The following is a 23,635-nucleotide window of genomic DNA, read 5'->3' on the forward strand; positions in this document are numbered from 1 at the left end:
TTCTGCGACTCTACTTTTTCTAGTAGTCTTCAACATCTGAATTAACAAGATCAGCAGTCATCTGCGATTTAAAATTAAACCACTTTTGGAGCATCACAGCCGCTATGTATGCCAGTGTCTCATTGCTAGTCTGATAGGGCAAAAATCTATAGCGAAAACTAGCCATTCTCGGGTCACCTTCTTGGTATAAAATATCTTGGGCAAAGTTCCCCCAACGTTCATCTATCAAATCAATTGTCATACCAGCATGAGCCGAAGGTAGCAACATATTAGAGCCGTGAAGACCAATTACTAAGCGGCTTTGTGAATAAACACTGCATATTTCCTTTTCAATTTTTTCATTAAAACTATCCACTCTGTAATCTTCAATCCATTCGGGAAACTTAGTTTTTCTCCCCAAACCAGCTACGGCAAATTTTGCTTCTGGTACTTGCAACCTGATTTTCTCAAATAACTGCTGAATTTTCAAATTTTGTAATGGCAATGCCCTTTCTCGTTGATTGAGCTTTTTCAAAACTCGGAACAGCCCACTGTTAACTAATAAACGATCTTCGCGCCAAATAAAAGTAATTCTTATTTCTGGATCTTCAAATTTGTGTTTGGGAACTCTAGTAAACCGCGTGATGTCAAACTGGCTAGGATGAGAATGGGCTTCGCTGACATAAATTTCATCAAAGCGTTTCGTTTCTTCCTCAACAAACTCAGCGAAGCTGGGATAGTAAGTTTGACCATTTTTTAAAGAAATAGGTACTGTCCAGACTTCGGCAACTTCATCAGGAACCATCCACCTTAGAAACTTAGGAACTATCACAACTAACCCGCAGTCAGAGTTGCATTCTAAGTGCCTTTGTGCATTTAGCAACTTCAGCAGGGAATGACCATAAAGATGATCGATACAGTTTAAGATAATTACCCGCTTGCAGGGTTTAAAAATTTCTTTGACAATCTCAAGTTTTTCGGGTTGAGGATTTTGGAGTGAATAGAGTAATGGTTTGCCTAGCCATTCTTTTATATTAGCAACTTTTGCAAAAACTTCACCTTTGATTGTATCAACTTGGACAGACTTTCGGACTCCATGACCTACTCTCAACTCGTCGATTATTTCGCTATTACATCCCGCGCACTTACAGTCCAGAAGAATATGTATCCCTTGCCACAAAATTTTTTTTGCCTTGAGTTCCGTGCCGCAATAGGGGCAATTCGAGCGCTGTTCGATTTTAGGTTTAATTTGAATCACTTTACTAATCCTCTGATTCTACCAGCCGCCTTGTATAAGTTAAAGGATCGCCAGATGAAAGTGCTAAAAGGTCGCAATTCCTTAATTAAGAAATTGACTAATATAATCACGTAAAAATAAGTTATCAGAGTAGCCGCCGTTGCTCCAAAAGCTCCATACTTAGGAATCAACCAAAAGTTCAACCCTACATTTAGAATAGATCCGACTACAGTCAAGTAAAGACCGTAGCGTAACTGACCTTCTATGTTCAAATATGTGCTGCGTGCTACTCCAAAATTACTACCAAATTGCGCCCAAACATAGAGAGCCAGTACCGCTGCTGACTTCGCATATTTCTCCCCGTAAAGCAGATGCACTATCCATGGAGAAAGTAATGATATCGGTATGGCCACTCCCAACCATAAAAATATCATAATATCCGAGTAAATTTGAAATTTATTTAGATATTCTTCATAATTTGTCTTTCTCAAATTCGCTAGTTTGGGAAAAATAGAGCTTGATAAAATCATTGGCAAGAAATCGCAGATTTCCGAAATTTTAACAGCGGCAGCATAATAGCCCAGTTCAGCATTTTTATTCATCGCACCGAGCATGATCTGATCGGTTTTTGAGTACAGATAAATTGCCAATCCCGACAAAATTATCGGCCAACTCTCCGATAGCAGTTCCTTACACCGCTCCCAACTGAATTGCCAATCCTTAATTTTATTCCCAGTAAGCTTATAAAAATATACATAAGCCATTCCCACCAATGCCACCTCTGCCAATCGAATCCAGGCGAAGGCAAGCAGGGGGGCTTTAATAGTCACTAACCCAATTCTGAGAGCAGCAACTAAAAAACATACCGAATTTTTAGCCAACACTGTATATTTTGACTGGATTTGGGACTGAAACCAAAAATTGATGGTTTCAAAAGCATTAAAGATAGTTCCTGCAGCGATGATACCTACCAGCCACCGAGTCAGAGTGTCGTTGGGCTTGAGTAGGGCAATCACGGTGACACTTAACAACAAAGTGATGCAGCCACCAGTAAATTGCAGTCCGAAGGCAGTTCCCAGGGTCTCATTTTTGCATTCTGGGTCGCGAGCGATATTCCGCACTACCAGAGTACCCAAGCCCATCGTTGCTACCGAACTAAACAGCGACACAAAGGCAAGCGCGTAGTTGAGCAATCCAAATTGTGTCGGACCAAGATAGCGAGCTACCCAAAGGCCTACAAACAGACCTAGACCCATCTGCAAGATTTGGTCAGTGAACAGCCAAGCTATGTTGTTGAGTACCTGGCGCAGACTAGGGGCGAGCCTTTGACTGACCGCAGTTAACTTATCTAGCATCAGAATATTTTAAATCTTTACAAAACACAAACGCGGTTCTGGCAGGGTCGGCAATCTCGCAAAATTAGACTGGTTGATCCTAATAACAACATACCACAACTTGACCCACGATCCGCCCAATAAAGGTTACTTCAATAGACAGTGCGAGCTAAAGAACGCCTTTGAGGGTTACTGGTGCTACTGTTAGAACTATTGTTAGCATTATCTATCGCAAGTCGAACCGTCAACATTGCGTAACTCAGCCAAGGATTTCCTATATCTATAATATAACCTTCAGTGATATTGCTTATAATAATAGACACTAGAAAACAAATAGGTATTCCCGCTTCTTCCAGCGTGCTACGACTCAAATACCGAACTGCGTAAGCTAAATTGAGCAGCAAGGAAGTCATCATTAAAATTAATCCCGGCCAACCGAAGGCTAACAAGATACCGATACCGCCATTGTGAGGATTTTTAGGTTGAAATCCATTAGGAGTATAAATAAAATAAGCAGGAGTAGCCGAGCCTAACTTATCTTGTTGAAAAAATCCATCGTATCCGTAGCCAAACCAGGGGCGCTGGTTGACCGCATCCATTAACTGTGGCCAGAATTCGGTGCGTCCAGTTAGAGTCAAGTCTTTGCCTAACCCACCTACAATAATATCCTCTAGGTTGTCTACTACAAAAACAGTCATAATTATGCTGAAAACCAGGAAACATATAATCGCCGTAAATGCCCACTGAAAACTTAACTTTTTGAGAAAATTTAGCGAGGAGACGGCAATTATTAATATGATAGTAATCACTAGAGCAGAGCCAGACTTATTAGCCCTCACCAGGTAAAATGAAAATAACATCATTCCCAAAGCAATCCAGCGTTCTTTCTGAGTTTTTGCTCCTTGAGAATAATGCAAATACCAAAATGCCGTACATAAAGCTAAGACTCCCCCCAAAGAATTTTTAGATAGGGTTAAGCCTACAAAATCGCCTGAGCCAGGGGGTTTCATTACAAAACTGGCCAAACCGATAGCCGTGTATCCCCATCGCCAAAAACGAGATAAATCTTCCCATTTATATTGCGCTGCAATGTAACACCCGAAAACAGTAAATCCTGAAAAAGCTAGACCTGCTCTTAGCGTGTCTTCAGGAACTATGGACCATAATGTAGACAGTAATGGAAGTAATGTATAAAGTAAAAAGAAAGGATTCATTATTAATAAATTAGCAAAAAAATCTATAAAATTGCTACTAAATATTTTAATTCTTGAAAGTAAAATAAGTAATACCCAGGGGTAAAAAAAATAAGGTAGCTGTTTTAAAATGCCACCGGCTGGATCTTTCAAGTTAACAAAATGCAAGTAATTAAAAGGAGGTTGTATCAGAACTGGAGAGATGAAAATATATAAAATAGCAAAGCTTTTTTCTAAAGCCAAACCATTTTTTTTATAGCTGGCAAATTGAAAGAATAGTAGAGTTGCCATCGCGAGTAGAGCAATTAGCATCCATGTTAATGAAGAACTACCTAATATCAGCTCTTTTAGCATATTTGCTGGAGACACTGGTTCAGTCATAATTGCTTTCCTTTATCTAAAACAAGATCAAATTATCTAGATATAAAATATAGCGGTCAACCCGCAACCACGCTAACACAGAAATTAGGCATAAAGCAAAAATATAGCATCGTTTTTTCGGCGATAGCTTAAAATAATGAGCTTTTTGCCCAGCACTAAAAAGGCTACACTTATATAAATCATAGTCAATAAAATTAGGTGGTGTATGGTTAACACCCATTTTCCAGGACAGATAGCCCGGTCGGTTGTGGGTGTTGTCTTGTTTGCTTCCACTGTCATCGCTGACGCCAGAAGCACCTCGGCACAACTTCCCATCCCGCTAGGCGCAGAGCAAGCCCAGAATGTTGCGCCCGTTACGAGATCGCCGGAAAGCTATAAACTCGGTGGCGGCGATCGCATCCAAGTAGAAATACTCGAAGTAGCCGAACTCAGCCGCGGCTACGAAGTCCTTTCCGACGGTTCAGTCAACCTGCCCCTAATCGGCTTGGTGTCCGTCCGTGGCCGCACCTTAGTAGAAGCCACCAACATCATCCGCAACGCCTACCGCCGCGTCCTCAAAGACCCCATAGTCACAGTCAGCCTCGTCGCCGCCCGCCCCCTCAACGTCGGCGTCATCGGAGAAGTTACCAGGCCCGGAAACTTCACCATCACCCTAACTCCTGGCCCGGGAGCCGCGCCGAGTGTCCAGTACCCCACCGTCACCCAAGCGATCAGACTAGCAGAAGGCGTCACGGGTGTCGCCGACATCCGCAACATCCGCGTCCGCCGTCCCCAACGAGACGGCCCCGATCAAGTGCTCAACGTCAACCTGTGGAAATTCTTGCAAGAAGGAGACATCTCTCAAGACATCATTTTGCAAGACAGAGACACAATCGTGATTCCCACAGTCGCCAACTTCAACCAAGCAGAAGCTCGTCAATTTGCGACGGCCAACTTTTCGCCACCCCCAGAAAAACCTCGATCGATCTCCATCGTCGGTCAAGTCACCCGCCCTGGGGCTTACGTCGTCATCGGCGGCAACACCACAAACGACCTCAGCCGCGAAGGTTTCCCTACCGTCATCCGGGCTATTCAGCTAGCCGGCGGCATCACCTCGGATGCCGACATCCGGCAAATCCAAGTGCGGCGCGTCACCAGAAGAGGCGAACAAATTATCCCAGTCAACCTGTGGCAGTTCCTAGAGTCCGGCGACGGCGCCCAAGATACCATCCTCCAGGAGGGAGACACGATCATCGTGCCCAAAGCTACGATCGTCAACCCTGCAGAAGCTGGTGTGCTCGCTACCACTAACTTTGCTCCGACTGGCATTAACGTTTTTGTAGTAGGAGAACTCAGAACATCCCTCGATCCCTTGAGACTCCCAGCTAATGCCACGCTGAATCAAGCTTTAGTTTCCAGAGGATTTTTTGGGTACGAGAATACCAGAGCTAGAAGAGATAAAGTTGAGCTAGTCCGCCTGAATAACGACGGTACAGCTACTAAACGCACGATCAAAGTCGATTTAAGTCAAGGAATTAACGAAGAAACCAATCCTCAACTTCGCAACAACGACATGATTATCGTATCTCGCAGAGGTCTCGTCAATTTTGTCGATCGCATGAACGCTGTAATCGGACCTGTCGGGCCAGCTACGGGAGTGTTAAATTTTATAAACATTCTCCGATTTTTATTCAGGTAAGAAGGCGGCGGGTGAGGTGGATAATTCCTGGCAAAGGCTAGAATAAACGAAACAATAAGATTACCCAGCCGCGACCTGGCCGCTTCAAAAATATCAACCTCAAAAATATCAACCTCAAAAATACCCAGGCTGAATATGGATAGCAGACAAGATTACCAACCCTTCACACCCAAATCGAATGGCAAACTGCCGGAGTTATCTGCTCAGAACTACAAAGATCACTTCGTAGAGGAGAGAGAAGAAGAAAAGCTAGACTTGTCCTGGCTGTTCGGCGTCGTGCGCCGTCGCTTCCTGGTCATGGCAGCAGCCACCCTAGCTTTGAGCGCCCTCGCAGGAACAGCGATCGTCGCCACTTCTAAAAGCATAACGGTCGAGTATGAAGGCTCCTTTTCCCTGTTAGTAGAACCAGCCACGGCTGAAGGTTTGCAATCCAAACTATTAAACAACACCCAAGCTGCCGACTTCGCAAAAATTAATATAGAAGGAATTAGCCTACTAGACTACGAAACCCAAATTAGGATCTTGCGAAGTCCCAAAATGATGCAGCCAGTGATTGAGGAATTGCGGGCTTGGTATCCCAAAATGAACTATAGCGAACTGAGTTCAAAAATGTCGATCCAGCGCATCAGCTACACGAAAGATGGCAAACAGCAAGGCACAAAAATTTTACAAGTTCGCTACAAAGATTCAGATAGAAAAAAAATTTACGGCGTATTGGACAAAATTTCTAAAGCTTATCTAGAATACAGCTTGCAGCAACGGCTGATGGGCATTAATCAAGGTATTAAATTTATAGATACGGAGATGCCCAAGCTCCGAGAAAGAGTAGAAGTTCTGCAACTGCAAGTCCAAAGACTGCGGCAGCAGAGCAACTTGTTTGAACCGCAGCTAGAGGGAAAATCTCTGTCTGAACAAGTTCAAAGCATTCGCGGCAAGCAAGTAGAAATCAGAGTTCAGCTCAAAGGGATGCGAAACCTCTACCAAAGCTATGAAGAACTACTCAAGGAAAATAATCCCCAGGGGCTGCTGATGACCCAAGGACAAGCTTACGCGGGACTCTTAGGTCAAATTCAGAAAATAGACTCGGAACTGTCAATGAAATCAGCTCAGTACAGAGAAGACAGTTTGCCAGTTTTAGCGCTGCGAAAAAGTCGGGAAGAACTGATTTTAACCGCCACTCAACAAGCAAGAGAAGTGGTAATGGGGAATTTAGAGACCCAAATCAAAGAAATTGAAGCGCGCGATCGCGAAATGACCGCTTTGCAAAATGCTCTCAACCAAAAAATTAGAAACTTTTCAGTTACAACCCGACAATACGACAATTTACAGCGGGAACTCCAAGTAGTTACTAAGAGCTTGTCGGACTTCTTGGCAAAACGAGAAACCTTGGGGATTGAGGCGGCTCAGCAGCAAATACCCTGGGTGCTGATAAATCCTCCGGAAATTCCGCTAGACAAATTCGGCAACCCTATAACAGCTACCGTCAAACAAACCAAAAAACAGTTAGCGCTGGCAGTAATTTTAAGCAGTCTGCTGGGCATAGCAGTCGGCTTGCTGGTAGAGGTACTAAATACTGTGTTCCACACTCCAGAATCGCTGAGAATGGCCACAAGATTGCCAATTCTCGGGGTAATTCCGTTTACCAAGAAAGTCAAGCGCAGACGGCCAGCCAGACAGAGAAAACTAACATCGGCTCGCTCGAACTCGAAAGTGGAAGTAGTCGAACCGGGCCAAGCTAGACATACTGGTCAGGAGATTGGAGAACCAAGTATTTTGAGCGACTTGGACTATCAATTTTTAGAAGCATTTCGATCGCTCTACACGAACATTCACTTGCTCAGTGCAGGCACGGCGATTCGATCGCTCTTAGTCGGCTCAGCCGTAGCCGGAGACGGCAAATCTACAGTAGCTTTGCACCTGGCAGCCACAGCAGCAGCAGTCGGACAGAGAGTATTGTTAGTAGATGCAGATTTGCGCTGCCCGCAACTGCACGCTAAGTTAGGACTGCCAAACGTGCGTGGCCTGGGCGATGCCATCTCCACGGATCTCAGCCTCAACGACGCGATTCAACGAGCCCCGAACCAAGAAAATTTGTTCGTACTCACCGCCGGCCAAATTGCCCCCGATCCGATCAAGCTTCTTTCTTCCAAAAAAATGCAGTATCTGATGGAGCAATTTCAAGCATTTTTTGATTTAGTAATTTATGACACCCCGCCAGTAACTGGCTTGGCAGACACCCACTTGATCGCAGCTCATACAGACGCTACGATTATGGTCGTCCAAATTGGGCAAACAGACCGAGCGCAAGTTCGCAAAGTTTTAGAAGAATTAAAAATTTCTGGAGCTTCCGTCTTGGGAATCGTTGCTAACGGCTGCAAAAACACCGGTCAGAGCTACCGCCAGCGCCCGGTCGTTCTAGAGACGCTCTACGACCAAAAACTATCGGCTTTAGGTACGAAAAATCCTAAGTAGACAAATGTTGATGCAGGCGGCCGAGCGCCGCCGTCCTCAACCGGAAACGCACAACCAAGCTATACCCTTATTTTGTGATAATAGTACCATTTGAGAAAGAAAATGATAGACTAACGGACATAGCCTTGTGTGTCAACCGAGATTGCGCGGATCTTTAAATTTTGCGGTAATTACTCAGAAAATGATTGAGAAATCAGCAAAAGTGGGTAAACTACATCTAGCAGAGCGCAATCTCAATCAGGAAAAGACACTTTTGAAGGTGAACGTTAGTGTAAACGTTAATGTGAACGTTTCAACCCAGAAACTTGGTAGGGATTATTCTATGAGTACAGTTATGGTTGTTGATGATAGCGTCACTCTGCGGGAGATGATCGCCGACTTGCTCAAAGGTAGAGGACTCAACGTCACGGTAGCGAGTGATGGCGTAGAAGCTCTAGAGCAAATCAAGGCTAACCGCCCAGATTTAGTCGTTCTGGATATCGTGATGCCCCGGATGAACGGCTACGAAGTCTGTCGCCGGCTCAAAAGCGACCCTAAAACCCAAAATTTGCCGGTGGTAATGTGTTCGAGCAAAAGCGAAGAGTTCGATCGCTATTGGGGGATGAAACAAGGAGCCGACGCTTACATCGCCAAGCCATTTCACCCTCAGGAATTGGTCGGCACTATTAAGCAATTGCTGCGAGGTTGAGGTTGAGGAATAGGGACAGGAAAAAATTGTCTTGAGCGCTTATTATTTCTGCTCCCGCAGCCTCTCTAAACTACTCGATTGACAATAGTCCAAACATCCCCGTCCGATCGCACGTAGGGAACAGATATACTCTTAAAACCAGTAATAAAAGGCTTGTAATAAACCTGCCAGTAGCTGGGGCTAATTTGGTCGGCGATAGCTTTGAGTCCCTTCACTTCCGCCGCCAGTTCCGCCGCCAGTTCATTAATCCGTTCCGCGTGTCCCTGAGCCAGCAATCTTCCTTCTTCAACTTGCTGCTCCATGGGAGTGATTCTTTGCAACTTTACCGACTGCTGCTGTTTCTGAGCCAGTTGAGCAGACAGAGCCGCGATCGCGTCATCTATACCCTTGACTTCTGCCGACACTTGTGCTGTTTCCCTCGCGTGACGCCGATAAGCATCGGCGATCGCTTGGGGCGAATCACCGGCTGGGACAGCATCGGCAATAGTAAGCTGCTGGCGTTCCAGGCGCAATTCCTCTATTTGAGAGTAAATTGCCTCTATATCTGTCTGAAGTTTGTCCACCTAATTACCGCGTGGTTGTTGGATATTTTAGCATATTAACACAAACCCCTCACCTAATCGGCATAGAAATTGCATATTTTAGGCGGGCTAGAAGCAAGGTCCCACAAGAAGAAGTTGAATAGTTTGAAAAATACAAATTTTTTATATTTTTCACTTGAGCGATTCCGTCGATATCCAGTCGCGTTAATCAGGTTGTATCCGGTAAAATTAGCATTATACATTTGTAGTCAGGAATGCAAGTAAGAGCTAGTTTTACGAGGATTAAAGTGGTCACTAAAAACACAATTCCTAATTCCCAATTTCCAATTACCAATTCCCAATTATTAAGAGAATTTTTTAAGTTGTTAGCCCTTGCTGCCTCAACTGGACTATAGTCTCTACCAAGACATCGGGTTGCACAGGTTTAGACAGATGTCGGTCAAAACCCGCAGCAAAAGCACGATCGCGGTCTTCATCCCTAGCATAAGCCGTCAGAGCGATCGCCCAAAATTTCCCTGTCTGTGTGTTCACAGAACGCAGCCTTCGTACCAGCGAATAGCCGTCTTCCTCCGGCATTCCGATATCGCTGACCACAACATCCGGGCTAAACTGCGAAGCCACCTCAAACGCCTCAGCAGCAGACGATGCAACCTTGACAGTGGCCCCGGAATCTGCCAAGACAAACCTCATAAATTCCCGCGAATCAACCTCGTCATCAACCAGCAAAATCTTAACTCCCAGTAAATTACCAGCGTCAGCCCAAACCTGCGCTTCCTCGTCTGGGATCGAATTTACCTGCATCGCAGGGAGACGGAAAGTAAAAGTCGAGCCCATATTCAGTCCCGGACTCTGGGCCCAAACCGTGCCGCCGTGGAGTTCCACCAACTGCCGCACGATCGCCAGACCCAGCCCCAAACCGCTATAAATGCGAGTAATCGTAGCATCCGCTTGGCGGAAAGAGTCAAACACGTAAGGCAAAAAATTCGGTGCAACCCCAATTCCCGTGTCGGTAACAGCCAGCTCAACCTCCGAATCAACTCTCGAAAGCCGGATTTCAACTCGCCCCCCGCGCGGCGTAAACTTAATCGCATTCGTCAGCAAATTCCAAATTACTTGCTGCAAGCGGCCAGGGTCTCCTGATACCCAAAATCTCGGATTTAACTCAGATTCAGGATTGCCAGAAACCTTCCCAAGTTTGGAAAATTCAGCAGTCTCTAAGCCCAAATCTCCAATTGCAAACCGCAAATCGAGCGACTTAGCATCGGCAGCCAACCGCACCGTATTCAGCGCTCCTTCAACCAGGGAAATCAAATTTACCGCACAAGGATTCAAAGTCAACTTGCCGCGAATAATTCGCGAAATATCCAGCAAATCATCAATCAATTGAGTTTGCAATTTAGCATTTCGCTCGATCGTTTCTAAAGCCCGCCCCGTAGCAGCCGGACTCAAACTGCGTTGCTGCAGCAGTTGCGCCCAGCCCAAAATCGCGTTTAAGGGCGATCGCAGCTCATGAGAAAGAGTTGCCAAAAACTCATCTTTCATGCGATTTGCCTGCTGAGATTCCTCGTAAAGTCGGGCATTGTCGATCGCCCCCGACACCGCCTGAGCCAACTGCATTAAAATAGTTTCATCATCTTCGGCAAACTCCCCCTCATACTTGTCCGACAACTGAATCAATCCCAGATTTCTGCCGTCCCGAGTCCTCAGCGGTACAGCCAGCCAGCCCCGCATCGGCGGGTGCTTCCCCGCAGCCTTGCCGAACTTCCGCCATGCCGGGTGAGCCTCTAACTCGGTTTGAGTCATCCGCATCGCCTGTTGGTGCTGGCAAACTTCCTGGTAAATGCCCGTACCGTCTGGCTCTTCGCAGTAATCTTGCCACGCGGCGTATTTTTCTGACATGGAAAACTTGCTAATTCCCGCATCCCAGGTGGCGGCAGGGTCGAGGTTAACCGCTACCTGGTGGACTTCGAGAATTTGGCGGGCGCTATCTGCTGCTAACTGAAGTATTTCTGCCACCGACAGCGTGGAGTTGATAGCAACTGACGCGGAGGTTAACTTTTGCAGGCGGCGCAAATACGACTGCTCGCGGGCCAACGCGCGCGAACGGTCGTATTCTAACTGTTTGCGACCCGTAATGTCGATCGCCACGCCGAACAGCCGAAGGGGTGTGCCGGATGCGTCAAAAACCACCCGCCCTTTCTCGTGAAGCCAAATCACTGAGCCGTCGGGTCGCACTTTGCGGTATTCCGACTCGTAAACTCCCGTCCCGGTGAGTGCGGCATCCACATCAGCCAAAAACCTTTCACGGTCTTCTGGATGCACCGCATTCTTTTTTTGGTCAAAAGTACCAAAGGTGCTGTTTGGGCCCAAACCCATCTGTGTTTCGGCATGGGACGAACGGCGGACTTCCCCCGATGCCACATCCCAGGTAAAAGCGATCGTGTTAGCTGCTTCTAGGGCAAAGCGCAAATTTTCCTCGCTTTCTTGCACCCTCGCTTCCGATAATTTGCGCTCCGTAATATCCCAAACCAGGCCGCTCGACCGCACCGATTTACCCGTATCATCATCAAAAAACTTGCCCCTAGCCGCGATCCAGTGCAAGCTGCCATCGGGCCAAAGGACTCTAAATTCGTACTTGTATTCTATTTTATTTTCTAAAGCAAAGGCAAGAGCGCGGGCGGTCGAGGCTTGGTCATCCGGGTGAATGCAGGCAAAAAACGCTTCATAAGTTCCCGGAAAACTGCCTTTTTCCAACCCGAATAACAGTTCCTGTTCCTCCGACCAAACGACCTCGCCAGTTAATACATTCCAATCCCAAATTCCCATTTTCGAGGCTTCGATCGCCAATCTCAGCCTTTCCTCCGAAATTGCCAACTGCGCCGACGTTTTCGCGTAGTTCTCGCGCAACTGCTGTTTTTTCAAGCTTTCGCCCACGGCCCCCGCCAGCCGCTTTAAGTACCGCCCTTTGAACACGTAATCGCTTAAGCCGGCTTTCATAGCTTCGACTGCCACTTGTTCGCTGCCGCTGTCAGTACACATAATTACCGGACAATTCGGGTAGCGGCTGTGAACTTTTTGGAGAATAGTTAATCCGTCGCTCCAGTGGAGTTGGTAGTCGGTAATTACTATATCAAAACCCCCGGCTGCCAGGATGTGTTCTAGAGTTGGGATATCAATAACGGATTTAATTTCTAAATCGGGAAAAGTTTTCCTCAGTTCCCGCTCGATCATCAGGCGATCGTTCGGGTTGTCGTCGATTAACAGAATAGATAGCATTAGCCTTTTAGTTTTTATATGGGCGCAAACACTCTTAAATCTAATAATATGTTCTTAAGCAATCTCGACAATTTGAATATGTACTTGGTGGGTTAATTAGACTTGCCAATAATTTTATTGTATTTGCTTGTATTTTATTATATTTTAAAGCTTGTAATATCCTCAACCAGCTTTTTAGGGGCGTGCCCACAAGCAAATTAATTAAGTAAGTTGTTGTAAAACTGATCGGAAAGCCTGCTCAGCCGGTATAACGGTGCAAGATATTACTTAACTATCATTATACTAATTGTTTATTCTGTCTTCGGGTGTGAACCAGCAGGTTGATTGATTCTTTGAGCTACAGCCGAATATTGCTGTTCAAACCCTCTTGCGTAGAACCTCATCTTTTTTTAAATCCCGATTCACTGCGCGTTGCCAAACTTGCTTCCTCAACTCTCGCACTTTCGTAATTTTACCCAGAAGCGGGTACCGATTCCCAAAGTCGATTTCACCCCGATCGCACCCCCCATCCGATCGACTCCTTTGCGAGCGATCGCCAGCCCAATTCCCGTCCCCGGATACACTTCTTGACCGTGCAGGCGATCGAACAACCCAAAAATTCTCTCTTGAAATTTTTCTTCAATACCAATGCCGTTGTCTTCTACCCAAAGATAGATATATTCCTCCTCAGCTTCTGCATAAACTCGCACCTGCGGCTCTATCCCAGGCGGCACGAACTTAATAGCATTGGAGAGCAAGTTAGCCAAGACTTGCAGCAGCGTACCAGGATGGGCCAACACCGTAGGTAGCGGTTCAACAACCGTTATCCGAGCTTGTTTTTGGGCAATTTCAGCCTCTAGTTGCGCGATCGAGCCAGCCACAATTAAATTCAGAGAGACTGCTTTTAGCGGCAAGTTAGCTTTGCTGAGGCGGCTGTACTCTAGCAAATTTTCGATTAAAGTATTCATCAGACTTGCAGCGTCATTAATCCGATACAAGTAATCCTGGGCGGTAGCATCCAACTCGCTGCTTCTATCTTGGAGCAACGTTTCAGCAAAAAACGAAATTCCCCGCAGAGGAGCGCGCAAGTCGTGAGAAACTGAATAGGTAAACGATTCGAGCTGTGCGTTAACTTCTTGTAACTCAGCAGTACGCTCTCTCACCCGCTCTTCCAAAGTTTCATTAAATTCGCGCAAAGCAAGTTCAGCTTGCTTGAGTTCCGTAATATCTTCTACCAATCCCTCAATCGTACTTTCACCTTCGGCGCGGTAGAGATATTGAGTAAAGCGAATCCATTTTACTCGACCGTCTGCCAAAGGAAATGTAATTTCCAGAGTTTGACACCGAGACTCCCCTGAATCTACCGGTTGCAAAAACAATTGCTGCAGATAAATCCCTTGGACATCTGCTAAATTGCTGGCATCAAACAAGCGCAAGAAAGCTTGATTGCTTTCCAAAAGCTTCCCGTCGGAAGTCGCTCGAAAAACTCCGACATTTAAGCGTTCTAGCAGAGAATTAAGTTGATTTTCTAGTCGGGCGACTCGTTCCCAGGCGGCAACTCTATCGAGTACGCCGCGAACCGCCACGCAAAGGCGGACGTAGTGCTTCGGCGACTTGATAATGTAGTCATCCACTCCGGATTTCATCGCCTCTACAGCAATTTCTTCGTTGCCTGTATTCGTAAACATTACAATCGGGCATCCTGGATAACTGGCTTTGATAGTTTTAAGCACATCTATACCGTTCGTCCAGCGTAGTTGGTAGTCGGTAATTACCAGATGGAATCCGCCTCGATTCAGTGCTTCCGCAAATAATCTATCGTCGGGAATTTCCGTTATTTGCAATTGCGAGAATTGCCGCTCTAACTCGCGTTTGACAAGCATCCGATCCGTTGGGTTATCGTCAATTACCAGAATGTGTACCACTTTAACAATCTCTAATTGGGCTGTTAGCTAGAGTGCCGATCGATCGCTCCTAATAAAAATGTTGGATGTTGCCCTTTTAAAATAAAAAATGACGGGCTTCCTCAGTAAAAACTTAATTCACTCGTTACGATAAACAGCCGGGTAACGAGGAAACAAGCAATAAAAATCGGTAAACAGCCACTACAAACCACCAAATTCTCTCGGTTCCGGCAGTTCGGTATAGTTGAGCCAATACTCGTTAAAACTCTGCATCATTTCTAATAAAGAAGCAAACCCGACTGGTTTAACTAAATAAGAATTCACCCCTAAATCGTAAGCTCGCTTGACATCAGGTGTTTGCCTAGAAGAAGTAAGCATAACCACCGGCAAGCGTTTTAGTTCCGGCTGCTGCCTCAGCCAAATTAGAACCTCGTGACCGGAGCGCCTGGGCAATTTCAAATCCAGTAAAATTATCGCAGGTAAAGGATAGCGATCGCGATCGCTGTATTCTCCGTCCCCATTTAAATAAAAAACTGCTGCATCTCCATCTCGGACAATTTGCAGCGAAGTATTAGCAAAAGTCTCATTGCGAAATGCCCGCTGCATCAATAGAATATCAACGGGGTTATCTTCCACCAGCAAAATCGTCTGCATTTGGGTCCTGCTTCCTCAGTTGTATCCAAAATCGACTGCCTTGTCCTACTTGAGATTCCACTCCCACTTGACCGCCCATGCGATCGACTCCTTTTTTTACAATAGCTAATCCTATACCTGTTCCCGGGTAAGATTCGATACCGTGCAGCCGTTCAAAAACCCGAAAAATGCGTTTTTGATGTTCTTGAGCAATACCGATACCATTGTCTTCTACCCACAGACGGATTATGGGGACTGGCAATACAGGGCTGACCATAAGTAACTGGGAATGTTCCCACTGTCCCACAGTTGCCCTTTCCAATTCTCCCGCTATATCACTGTCTGTCTCTCCCTCTTGAGGCAGCTCCAGTTCCTCGGCCCAGATCTGCACTTGGGGTGGTGTGCCTTCCACAAATTTTATAGCATTGGTGAGCAGATTGGCGATTACTTGAACTAAAGTAACGCGGTGGGCAATTACCGCAGGCAAGGGCGCTCGAACACTGATTTGAGCCTGCCTGGATTTAGCGTCGGCTTGTACCATAGCAATTGCCTCGGCCACAGCAGATTCTAAGTCCAAAACTTGCAGCGATAAATCAGTGCGGCTCAGGCGGCTGTAAGCTAGCAAATCTTGGATTAATTCTTCTAGTTGTTGCCCAGAATTAACAATTTGCTGGGCGTATTCTTGACCGAGTTCGTCGAGGATGTCACGGTAATCTTCTAATAAAGCTTCAGCCAATCCTTGCATTCCCCGCAGGGGGGCACGCAAATCGTGGGCTACGGTATAGGCGAAAGCTTCTAATTCTTCGTTAGCTGCTTGAAGTTGATTGGTGCGGAGTTCCACTCGCCGTTCTAACGTAGCGTTGAGCATCCGAATTTCTGCTTCTGCTTGTTTGCGCGCAGTTACGTCAAGGGCCGTACTAATTACTAGACTTCTGCCGTCGGAAAGCTTGCCTAAAGGTGCGGAATAAAACTCCCAAATTCGAGTTTCGCCGCTGGCTGTGGAAATCATATATTCGCCTTCAGAAATGCGGGCGTTTAATTGGTGCAGCCGATCGATATGTGCTTGCACTAGCGATTGGCGGCTGTGGTAAGCTTTTTCTGTCCAATCTTCAATGGTGGGAATTTCTGAGTATTCGTAGCCTGAGAGTTCTGTCCAAGCGCAGTTAATTTGCAAAACTTCTCCGTTTTCAGCGTGCAGCATAATTGGCAGCGGTGCGTTGAGAATGGCGCGACGGAAACGTTCTTCGCTTAATTGTAGGGAGTGGCGATCGCGATCTAGCTGGTCTAAAAGTTGATTTTGCTTGATTTCGGCATTGTCGCGCAAAGTTCGATCGCGCTTCACCAAATAGTAAACCAACAGCATCAACAGGAAATTTACTAAACTCGCAACGGTAAAACTCAGGATTGTCAAATGAGCGCTTTTTTTAGATTCTCGGGCGCGCTGCTGCAATAGCTGAGTTTCTTCGGCAGTCATGGCGGCTATCTGCTGCCGAATGTCCCCCATGATTTGCTTTCCCCTACCGGTTTTTATTTGTCGCACGGCTGCTGCTAAGTTTTGTTTGCGTCGCAGATTGAGGGTTGTTTCAAGGTCCGCTAATTTAGAGTCGATCGCAATTTTCAAATCGCGAAGGCGCTGTTGCTGGCGCTTATTGTCAGCCGTTAGCTGCTGCAATCCAACTACTTGCTTGTTGATGCGGGCGAGCGCGCTGTTATACGGTTCTAAATACCGTTCTTCTCCCGTCAGCAAATAACCGCGCTGTCCGGTTTCAGCATCTTTTAAGGTGGAAAGCGTAGCTTCGAGTTCGGTTAAAACTTGGTGAGTGTGGCTCACCCAGTGTTCGTTTTGGATTAACTTGAGAGTGTTGCGGTAGGAAGTTGCCGCATTGAAAATTAGCAGGGCCACGACCATTCCGATACCTGCCGTGATTTGGGGAGTCAGTGATTGTTTCATGAAATAGTCGCTGTGCGAGTCCTGCTTTTTTTATTTTAACTGGATGCGGACTACTCGAATTTTTGGCGCGGGCCTATAGGGTTGCTAAAGACTATAAATTTAAGGCTCAAATGTGCGCTCGATCTTTTTTGTAACTTAGTTTCGATTCTTTTCGCATCCCCCTTAAGCCAGAAATGCCAGAAATTGCTCTCTTGCGTCTCGTGATTCAGGCCAACGCCATACAATCTAGGGTGGCCAACAAAGCTTTATTCGCCATGTTTTCTTGCATCGATCCTGCTGCTTTCACAGTTTCAAATCGCGGCGCAAAAAAAGGAGTTTTTACCTATTGATTTAAGTTGATTTTTGGGCTATATTTTAGATAATTGGAGTGGTGAAACAAATTTTAATTTCGCCAATATTCCCATTATTAAATAATACCTTGTCAAGCCAGCAGCGTCAAGGTTTTTACCGCAAAAAAAAAGGCAAATTTTTAATATTTTTTTAATAAATAATTGGTTGGACGCAGGGGAAAAATTCACAGGAACGATGGCGCGGGTGAATAGTATCAGCCATTCGAGCAATCGGGTAAGTGCGGAGAATTAATGGGTTGAAATTAGTTGAATCTCAAATCCGGTTATATCGCAATTATACTCTCTTGGCTTACGTGAGAGCGATCGAGCGATGTCACCAGCGAGGAATCACGCAAGTGCTGCACTGAGAAAATTATGATTCCCAGTGCAGTGCAGAAACAATATAATTAGACAACCGCAGCGGCTTTCATCGCCAAAATTCGATCGATCGCATCTTCAACAACCTTATCAGGCGTAGAAGCACCCGAAGTCACGCCGACTACAATTTTACCCTCCGGTAGCCAACCTTCAGTTACAATCAAATCTGCCCCCAAAGGCTTGTGTTCTATGCGATTTCCCGGTAAAATGCGCTCCGCACAATCAATGTGATAAGAAGGAACAGTTTTGTCGATCGCAATTTCCTGCAAATGCGTAGTATTAGAAGAATTAAAACCCCCAATTACCAGCATCAAATCCAACTTTTCCTCAACCAAACTCAACATAGCATCTTGGCGTTCCTGAGTCGCATCGCAGATAGTATTAAAACTCTGAAAATGGTCGTTCAAATTTTCAGGTCCAAACTTCCGCATCATCGTTTTTTCAAATAACTTGCCAATGTTCTCTGTCTCAGTTTTGAGCATAGTAGTTTGGTTAGCAATACCAACACTTTCCAAATCCACATCTGGGTCAAAACCAGCAGAATAAGCCTTGCTAAATTTAGCAAGAAACTCATCGCGGTCGCCCCCATGCAAGATATAATTGCTGACATATTCAGCTTCCTGGAAATTCAATACAATCAAATACTTATCAGCAAAAGAACTCGTAGCAACAGTTTCCTCATGCTTGTATTGACCGTGAATAATCGAAGTATAATTCCTCTTTTTGTGCTTTTCAACAGTATTCCAAACCTTAGAAACCCAAGGACAAGTAGTATCAACAATCTTGCAGCCCTTATCATTAAGCAACTGCATTTCTTGGACGCTTGCTCCAAAAGCTGGTAAAATTACCACATCGCCGCTATCGACAACCGAAAAATCTTTCTGTCCCTTCTCAACAGAAATAAAACCAACTTCCATATCCCGCAAATGCTGATTTACAGACGGATTGTGAATAATCTCATTAGTAATCCAAATCCGTTCTGACGGGAAATGCTGGCGAGTCTCGTAAGCAATAGCTACAGCGCGTTCCACCCCCCAGCAAAACCCAAAAGCCTGAGCCAGCCGGATCGTGACTGCGCCGCGTTCTAGCCTGTAATTATTGTCGCGAATTTGCTGGATCAGACTGCTTTGATAAGCCGTCTGCATCACGCCAGCTACCTCAGCTTCGTGTCCGAAACCTTTGCGGTGGTAGTTTTCAGACTGTTGGAGCGATCGTTTAAAAGCTTTAGTATCCATGCGGTATCGAGTTGAAATCTAGGTTAATTACCTTTGATTTTAGAATGCCTGGGGTGCGATCGGGATTATTGGCTCAGTAGGGAAGAGGGGATATGCTATTTATACGATCGACACATTGAATTGAGAGGGAAGAAGGAATGAACCGCGAAGACGCGAAGGACACTAAGAAAGAAGAAAGAGACACTTCGACAAACAGGTGGAACAGAACCTTTATACCTCTTCCTTCGCGCTCTTCGCGCCTTCGCGGTTCGTAAAAAAAAACTTAAAAAAAGCCGAGAGACCCAGATAGCTGAGTCTCTGCACGATCGAACTTATTCAGAAAATCAGCTTCAAACCTTCTTAGGCGCAAAAGGAGAACTCGATTCAAACGAACTGAAACCACCGGCAAAATCCTCACCGTAAGCTTCTTCCCCGTGCTCGCCGATATCCAAACCTTGGTCTTCAGCAGATGACGGCACTCGCAGTTCCATAAACTGCCCCAAAATTTTCAGGATCACAAAAGTGCCCACAGCCGCAAACACGTAAGTAACTACAACGCCTATAAACTGGGTCACGATTAGCCCCGGATTCCCCGCAAACAGCCCGTCATTTCCGGCAGCGTTAACGGCTTTAGTCGCAAACACGCCAGTCAGAATCGCTCCTATAGTTCCGCCGACGCCGTGAATCGGAAAGGTATCCAAAGAGTCGTCAAATCCCAGCTTAGCCCGGAAACTAACGGCAAAGAAGCAGCAAACCGAAGTGATCGATCCGATCAAAAGCGCTCCCACTGGAAACACGAATCCAGCCGCAGGTGTGATTCCCACCAATCCCGCGAGGAAACCGCTAGCAATTCCCACTGCTGTCGGTTTGCCTCTGAGCACCCATTCCACAATTGTCCAAGTTAAACCGCCGGCTGCTGCTGAAATCATCGTGGTGACAAAAGCCACTGTTGCTAAAGAACCAGAACTCAAAGCACTACCGCCGTTGAAGCCAAACCAGCCAAACCACAGCATCCCAATTCCCAGCAAGACGTAGGGTACGTTGTGGGGGGTGTGGGGCTTGTTCAAGTGGTCTTTGCGGGGCCCGATCATCCAAGCTGCGACAACCGCAGAAACACCGGAACTGATGTGCACCACTGTGCCGCCGGCAAAGTCCAGAGATCCGATCGCCTGCAGCCAGCCTCTACCCCAAACCCAGTGGGCTAAAGGAGAGTAGATGAAGGTAGACCACAGCAGCACGAACCAGAAATAGGTTTTAAATGTTACCCGTTCGACGATCGCCCCGGAAATCAAGGCTGGAGTGATGATGGCGAACATCATCTGGTAAACCATGAAGACTTGGTGGGGTATTGTCGGTGCGTAGCCGATCGGATCTGGTGTGTCCGCCGTGACGTTGTTCAAGAACATCCAGTCCAAGCCGCCGATGAAGGTTTCGAGTCCTTGGGCAAACCCTTTATCATTGAGGTTGCTGCGGGTGACATCAAAAGCCAAACTGTAGCCCCACAGCGTCCATGTGACGCCGATGACTCCCATCATGACTAAGCTCATCATCATGGTGTTGAGGACGTTGCGCGATCGCACCAGTCCCCCGTAGAAAAAGGCCAGTCCCGGTGTCATTAACAGCACCAGTGCTGAGGATATCAACATCCAGGCGGTATCGCCACTGTCGATCGGATTCGGCGCCACCGCAGCAGCAGCACCAGCAGCATCTTGAGCGAAGGCATTGTCCGTTAGCGGTACGCTTAACAGCCACAGCGCCATGATGCCGATCGTTAAACTTTTTTTGATCACGTTAGTTGTACCTTCTCATACTCAGCAATTTTCAGGGAAGACCGAGCCGATTTTAGATGGGAGGATTTTAGATGCAATAGTTATTTGGTTTTAAGTCCCTGTTTTAGCGGAACAAATCTTCAATAGATAATTCCCCAATCCTCAACCCCCCGACTTCGTATAGCCGGACTCATCTAAATTCGTCAACTCTTTCTCCAATGGTCTGTGCCTTTTGGATTGCACCATTTGTACCAACAGTTATTCTGTATCAGCCTATACTAAAGAGCTAACTATCATATTTCTTAATCTATCCGCCGTTACTTGACATAGCCCGTGACAGCAGAGTAATTGGGGAGGGCGAGTTGAGGATAGGGGGAGAGTTTTGAGTTGGGGAGACTGGGAGGAGGAGGGGGGAGAGTTGGGGACAATATGACTTCATCCTCCATCTTTCTAACGGATGAAGGACTAATAACTAATAACTAATCACTGATGACTAATCTTTCAACTGCATCTGACTGAACAGTTGCAGGGCCGATCGCCAAACTAGATAACCTTGATCGTTAAGGTGCAAGCCGTCTGTGCTGAGTTCAGTTGGCAAATTGCCGTCAGAATCCGCAAACAGCGGGTACAAATCCAGATACAAAACATTTTCAGAACTAGCAATTTCTTTCAGCCGCCGATTTATCGCCCGAATCCGACTGTTAGGAATCGCCAACAGCCGATCGCGATTTTCCCAAGTAGCTTGTTCCCCGCTGTGCGGCAAAATCGACTGCACAACCACTTGTGCATTGGGGTGAGCCCACCGCAAATCGCGAATAATCTGCCGCTGGTTGTCCAAAATCCCTTCGTCGCTGGCCCCCCGCAGCAAATCGTTAATTCCGATCATCACAAACACCGTATCCGGCACAGTTCTATCGAACAACTGCAACCGCTTCAGCAAACCCACGGAAGTCTCCCCGGAAATCCCTTGATTCAGCCAAAATCGATCGACTGGTAACAGCTTCGTCGGAAACCACATACTCAGAGAATCCCCAGCCAAAACACTCAGCCTTGAGGGTCGATTCGCCGCCGCCGCCTCAGCTTCGCGACCCAACTGCGTCACCCACTGCTGGTAAGTCCATTTATGTCGCGGTCCTGGAACCGGCACGTCTAGCACTGGGTTTGCAGAGCTCACCGGTTGGTCAATTTGTTCCTGGGCGCCTTCTGCCGTCACCGCATCATTCGCCTGGAAGCTTTCTGTCAAGTTCTGTCCCCCCAGGAGTAGTTGAGCAAGTGTGAATATCAGTACCCCGTTCGTCACCAAAGATAGCAAAGCCCAAACCGGAACAGCTTTCGATCGGCTAACTTCCATCCCTAAGAGGGATTTATGAGTTCTACTTCTGCTACCTCCTCCAAACTTCTCCATAAACTCAAGCTATTTGCAGGCCTCACACCGAATAATTTGCACTGATTGCTGCATCAAATTTTACCGCTCAATTAAAGCCTCAATTCTTGTAAGAATCAAGCACTGTGCTGTGTTGGGCAAGGGCGGCGATGCAGAACTTTGCTTTTTCGCACTACTTTACCATAAAAAATCTGCCTACCAAACTTTCTTGCACCGCAATCGGATTTGTCCAAGCTGCAGGACTGCACAAAAATATATCTAAAAGTGATCGAACTTACTCAGTTCTGATGCTAAAATCCAAAAATGAAAAAATTAACTATAACTGAAGCCGCCAAAATTAAAGGTGTGAGCGCTTCCACGTTACGCAGGTGGGAAGCCGAAGGCAAGCTAATACCGGAACGCACCGCTAACGGTCACAGACGGTATGACCTAGCTCATCTTCTCGGCTTAAAACCCAACGGCGCTTTAACTATAGCTTACGCTCGGGTTAGCAGCCACGACCAAAAAGATGATTTAGACAGACAAAAACAAGTTTTGGAATTGTTTTGTGCATCTCACGGCTGGCAATTCCAAATCATTGATGATGTGGGTTCTGGGGTTAATTACAGTAAGCGGGGTTTACAACATCTAATTAGGGCGATCGCAGACAATCAAGTAGAAAGGCTGGTATTAACTCACAAAGACAGACTGCTGAGATTTGGTTCTGAACTAATTTTTAATTTGTGCGAACACTTTGGGACAGAGGTAGTGATTGTCAATCAAACCGAAAATGCTAGCTGTGACGAGGATTTAGCTAAAGATATACTAGAAATAATCACTGTTGTCTCCGCCCGCCTAGATGGCAGCAGGAATCCCAAGAACAAGCGCATCGTTGAAGAACTTAAAGCAATTGGCGGTAAACTCTAATCAATACACCAGTTTACAAAGCTCGTCAGTTACAGATTCTCAATTCCCCATTACCAATTACCGGCGCACATCTCATGCAATCGGAAACTACTATATGTAAGGCGTTGCATAATAGCGGCATGATTTTGATTTTTTTTGTGGGATGATATCCTCACCCCGAAGGCGTGTATTTTCACAGCAGGCGGGACACCCCACCATAATCATCCTCACATTGTGCAACGCCATATGTCAGCCCTTAAAGGTCAACTAAAAATAAAATTATGCCCGCGTTGGCATCGAAGATTGAAACGCGAGCACAACGATAGACAGCCATATGTTGGGGGCTATTTCAGATGGTGGTTTTTCTGAATAAAAGCGTGAATTAGCTGATAAATAGCTAATGTAGGATACGAAAGCTAAATTGGTCGA

General features: G+C 46.2%; 15 protein-coding genes. 4 read left to right on the forward strand and 11 right to left on the reverse strand.

The window, feature by feature from the left end; translation table 11 throughout:
* Nucleotides 1-19: 19 nt before the first annotated feature.
* The 3 genes from QUA71_RS11390 to QUA71_RS11400 all read right to left on the reverse strand — a co-directional run bounded on the left by QUA71_RS11390 (nucleotide 20) and on the right by QUA71_RS11400 (nucleotide 4,124).
* Complete coding sequence (locus tag QUA71_RS11390; protein WP_333284956.1) at nucleotides 20-784, reverse strand: hypothetical protein; 765 nt, start codon at nucleotides 782-784, stop codon at nucleotides 20-22.
* A 449-nt stretch (nucleotides 785-1,233) separates the two neighbouring features.
* A complete protein-coding gene (locus QUA71_RS11395) occupies nucleotides 1,234-2,571 on the reverse strand; it encodes a flippase (protein ID WP_333284958.1) in 1,338 nt (445 codons plus the stop codon).
* Between the two features lie 131 nt (nucleotides 2,572-2,702).
* A complete protein-coding gene (locus QUA71_RS11400) occupies nucleotides 2,703-4,124 on the reverse strand; it encodes an O-antigen ligase family protein (protein ID WP_333284959.1) in 1,422 nt (473 codons plus the stop codon).
* 205 nt (nucleotides 4,125-4,329) lie between these two features.
* On the opposite strand from QUA71_RS11400, the gene QUA71_RS11405 reads away from it, so the two are divergent.
* The 3 genes from QUA71_RS11405 to QUA71_RS11415 all read left to right on the forward strand — a co-directional run bounded on the left by QUA71_RS11405 (nucleotide 4,330) and on the right by QUA71_RS11415 (nucleotide 8,962).
* Entirely contained in the window at nucleotides 4,330-5,802 is a 1,473-nt protein-coding gene (locus QUA71_RS11405; protein WP_333284961.1) for a polysaccharide biosynthesis/export family protein, read from the forward strand.
* Nucleotides 5,803-5,937: 135 nt separating this feature from the next.
* Nucleotides 5,938-8,274, forward strand: coding sequence for a polysaccharide biosynthesis tyrosine autokinase (locus QUA71_RS11410; RefSeq protein ID WP_333284964.1), 2,337 nt, complete (start codon nucleotides 5,938-5,940; stop codon nucleotides 8,272-8,274).
* A 322-nt stretch (nucleotides 8,275-8,596) separates the two neighbouring features.
* Complete coding sequence (locus tag QUA71_RS11415) at nucleotides 8,597-8,962, forward strand: response regulator transcription factor (protein ID WP_039886668.1); 366 nt, start codon at nucleotides 8,597-8,599, stop codon at nucleotides 8,960-8,962.
* A 65-nt stretch (nucleotides 8,963-9,027) separates the two neighbouring features.
* Here QUA71_RS11415 and QUA71_RS11420 read toward each other — a convergent pair whose 3' ends face one another.
* The 8 genes from QUA71_RS11420 to QUA71_RS11455 all read right to left on the reverse strand — a co-directional run bounded on the left by QUA71_RS11420 (nucleotide 9,028) and on the right by QUA71_RS11455 (nucleotide 22,342).
* Complete coding sequence (locus tag QUA71_RS11420; RefSeq protein ID WP_190661498.1) at nucleotides 9,028-9,525, reverse strand: hypothetical protein; 498 nt, start codon at nucleotides 9,523-9,525, stop codon at nucleotides 9,028-9,030.
* A gap of 336 nt (nucleotides 9,526-9,861) precedes the next feature.
* Nucleotides 9,862-12,780: a response regulator gene (locus QUA71_RS11425; RefSeq protein ID WP_333284966.1), complete on the reverse strand. Its 2,919-nt coding sequence runs from the start codon at nucleotides 12,778-12,780 to the stop codon at nucleotides 9,862-9,864.
* 428 nt (nucleotides 12,781-13,208) lie between these two features.
* The gene (locus QUA71_RS11430; RefSeq protein ID WP_333284968.1) at nucleotides 13,209-14,684 is read right to left on the reverse strand and encodes an ATP-binding protein; all 1,476 of its coding nucleotides are present in this window, start codon (nucleotides 14,682-14,684) and stop codon (nucleotides 13,209-13,211) included.
* Nucleotides 14,685-14,864: 180 nt separating this feature from the next.
* On the reverse strand, nucleotides 14,865-15,317 hold the full coding sequence (locus tag QUA71_RS11435; RefSeq protein ID WP_333284969.1) for a response regulator: 453 nt from the start codon (nucleotides 15,315-15,317) through the stop codon (nucleotides 14,865-14,867).
* On the reverse strand, nucleotides 15,289-17,247 hold the full coding sequence (locus QUA71_RS11440) for a CHASE3 domain-containing protein (protein WP_333284971.1): 1,959 nt from the start codon (nucleotides 17,245-17,247) through the stop codon (nucleotides 15,289-15,291). The genes QUA71_RS11435 and QUA71_RS11440 overlap by 29 nt, the downstream gene beginning before the upstream one ends.
* Nucleotides 17,248-17,983: 736 nt before the next feature.
* Nucleotides 17,984-19,189 carry a 4-hydroxy-3-methylbut-2-enyl diphosphate reductase gene (locus QUA71_RS11445; RefSeq protein WP_333284973.1) on the reverse strand — a complete coding sequence of 402 codons (1,206 nt, stop codon included), beginning with the start codon at nucleotides 19,187-19,189 and terminating at the stop codon, nucleotides 17,984-17,986.
* Between the two features lie 329 nt (nucleotides 19,190-19,518).
* Entirely contained in the window at nucleotides 19,519-20,958 is a 1,440-nt protein-coding gene (locus QUA71_RS11450) for an ammonium transporter (protein ID WP_333284975.1), read from the reverse strand.
* A 472-nt stretch (nucleotides 20,959-21,430) separates the two neighbouring features.
* Nucleotides 21,431-22,342, reverse strand: a complete 912-nt coding sequence (locus QUA71_RS11455; protein WP_333284977.1) for an SGNH/GDSL hydrolase family protein — start codon at nucleotides 22,340-22,342, stop codon at nucleotides 21,431-21,433.
* Nucleotides 22,343-22,624: 282 nt separating this feature from the next.
* Here QUA71_RS11455 and QUA71_RS11460 point away from each other — a divergent pair, with 282 nt between their 5' ends.
* Nucleotides 22,625-23,227 carry an IS607 family transposase gene (locus tag QUA71_RS11460; RefSeq protein WP_333219255.1) on the forward strand — a complete coding sequence of 201 codons (603 nt, stop codon included), beginning with the start codon at nucleotides 22,625-22,627 and terminating at the stop codon, nucleotides 23,225-23,227.
* The last annotated feature ends 408 nt before the right edge of the window (nucleotides 23,228-23,635 follow it).

This window comes from Microcoleus sp. MON1_C5 (assembly GCF_036701875.1).
GTDB lineage: Bacteria > Cyanobacteriota > Cyanobacteriia > Cyanobacteriales > Microcoleaceae > Microcoleus.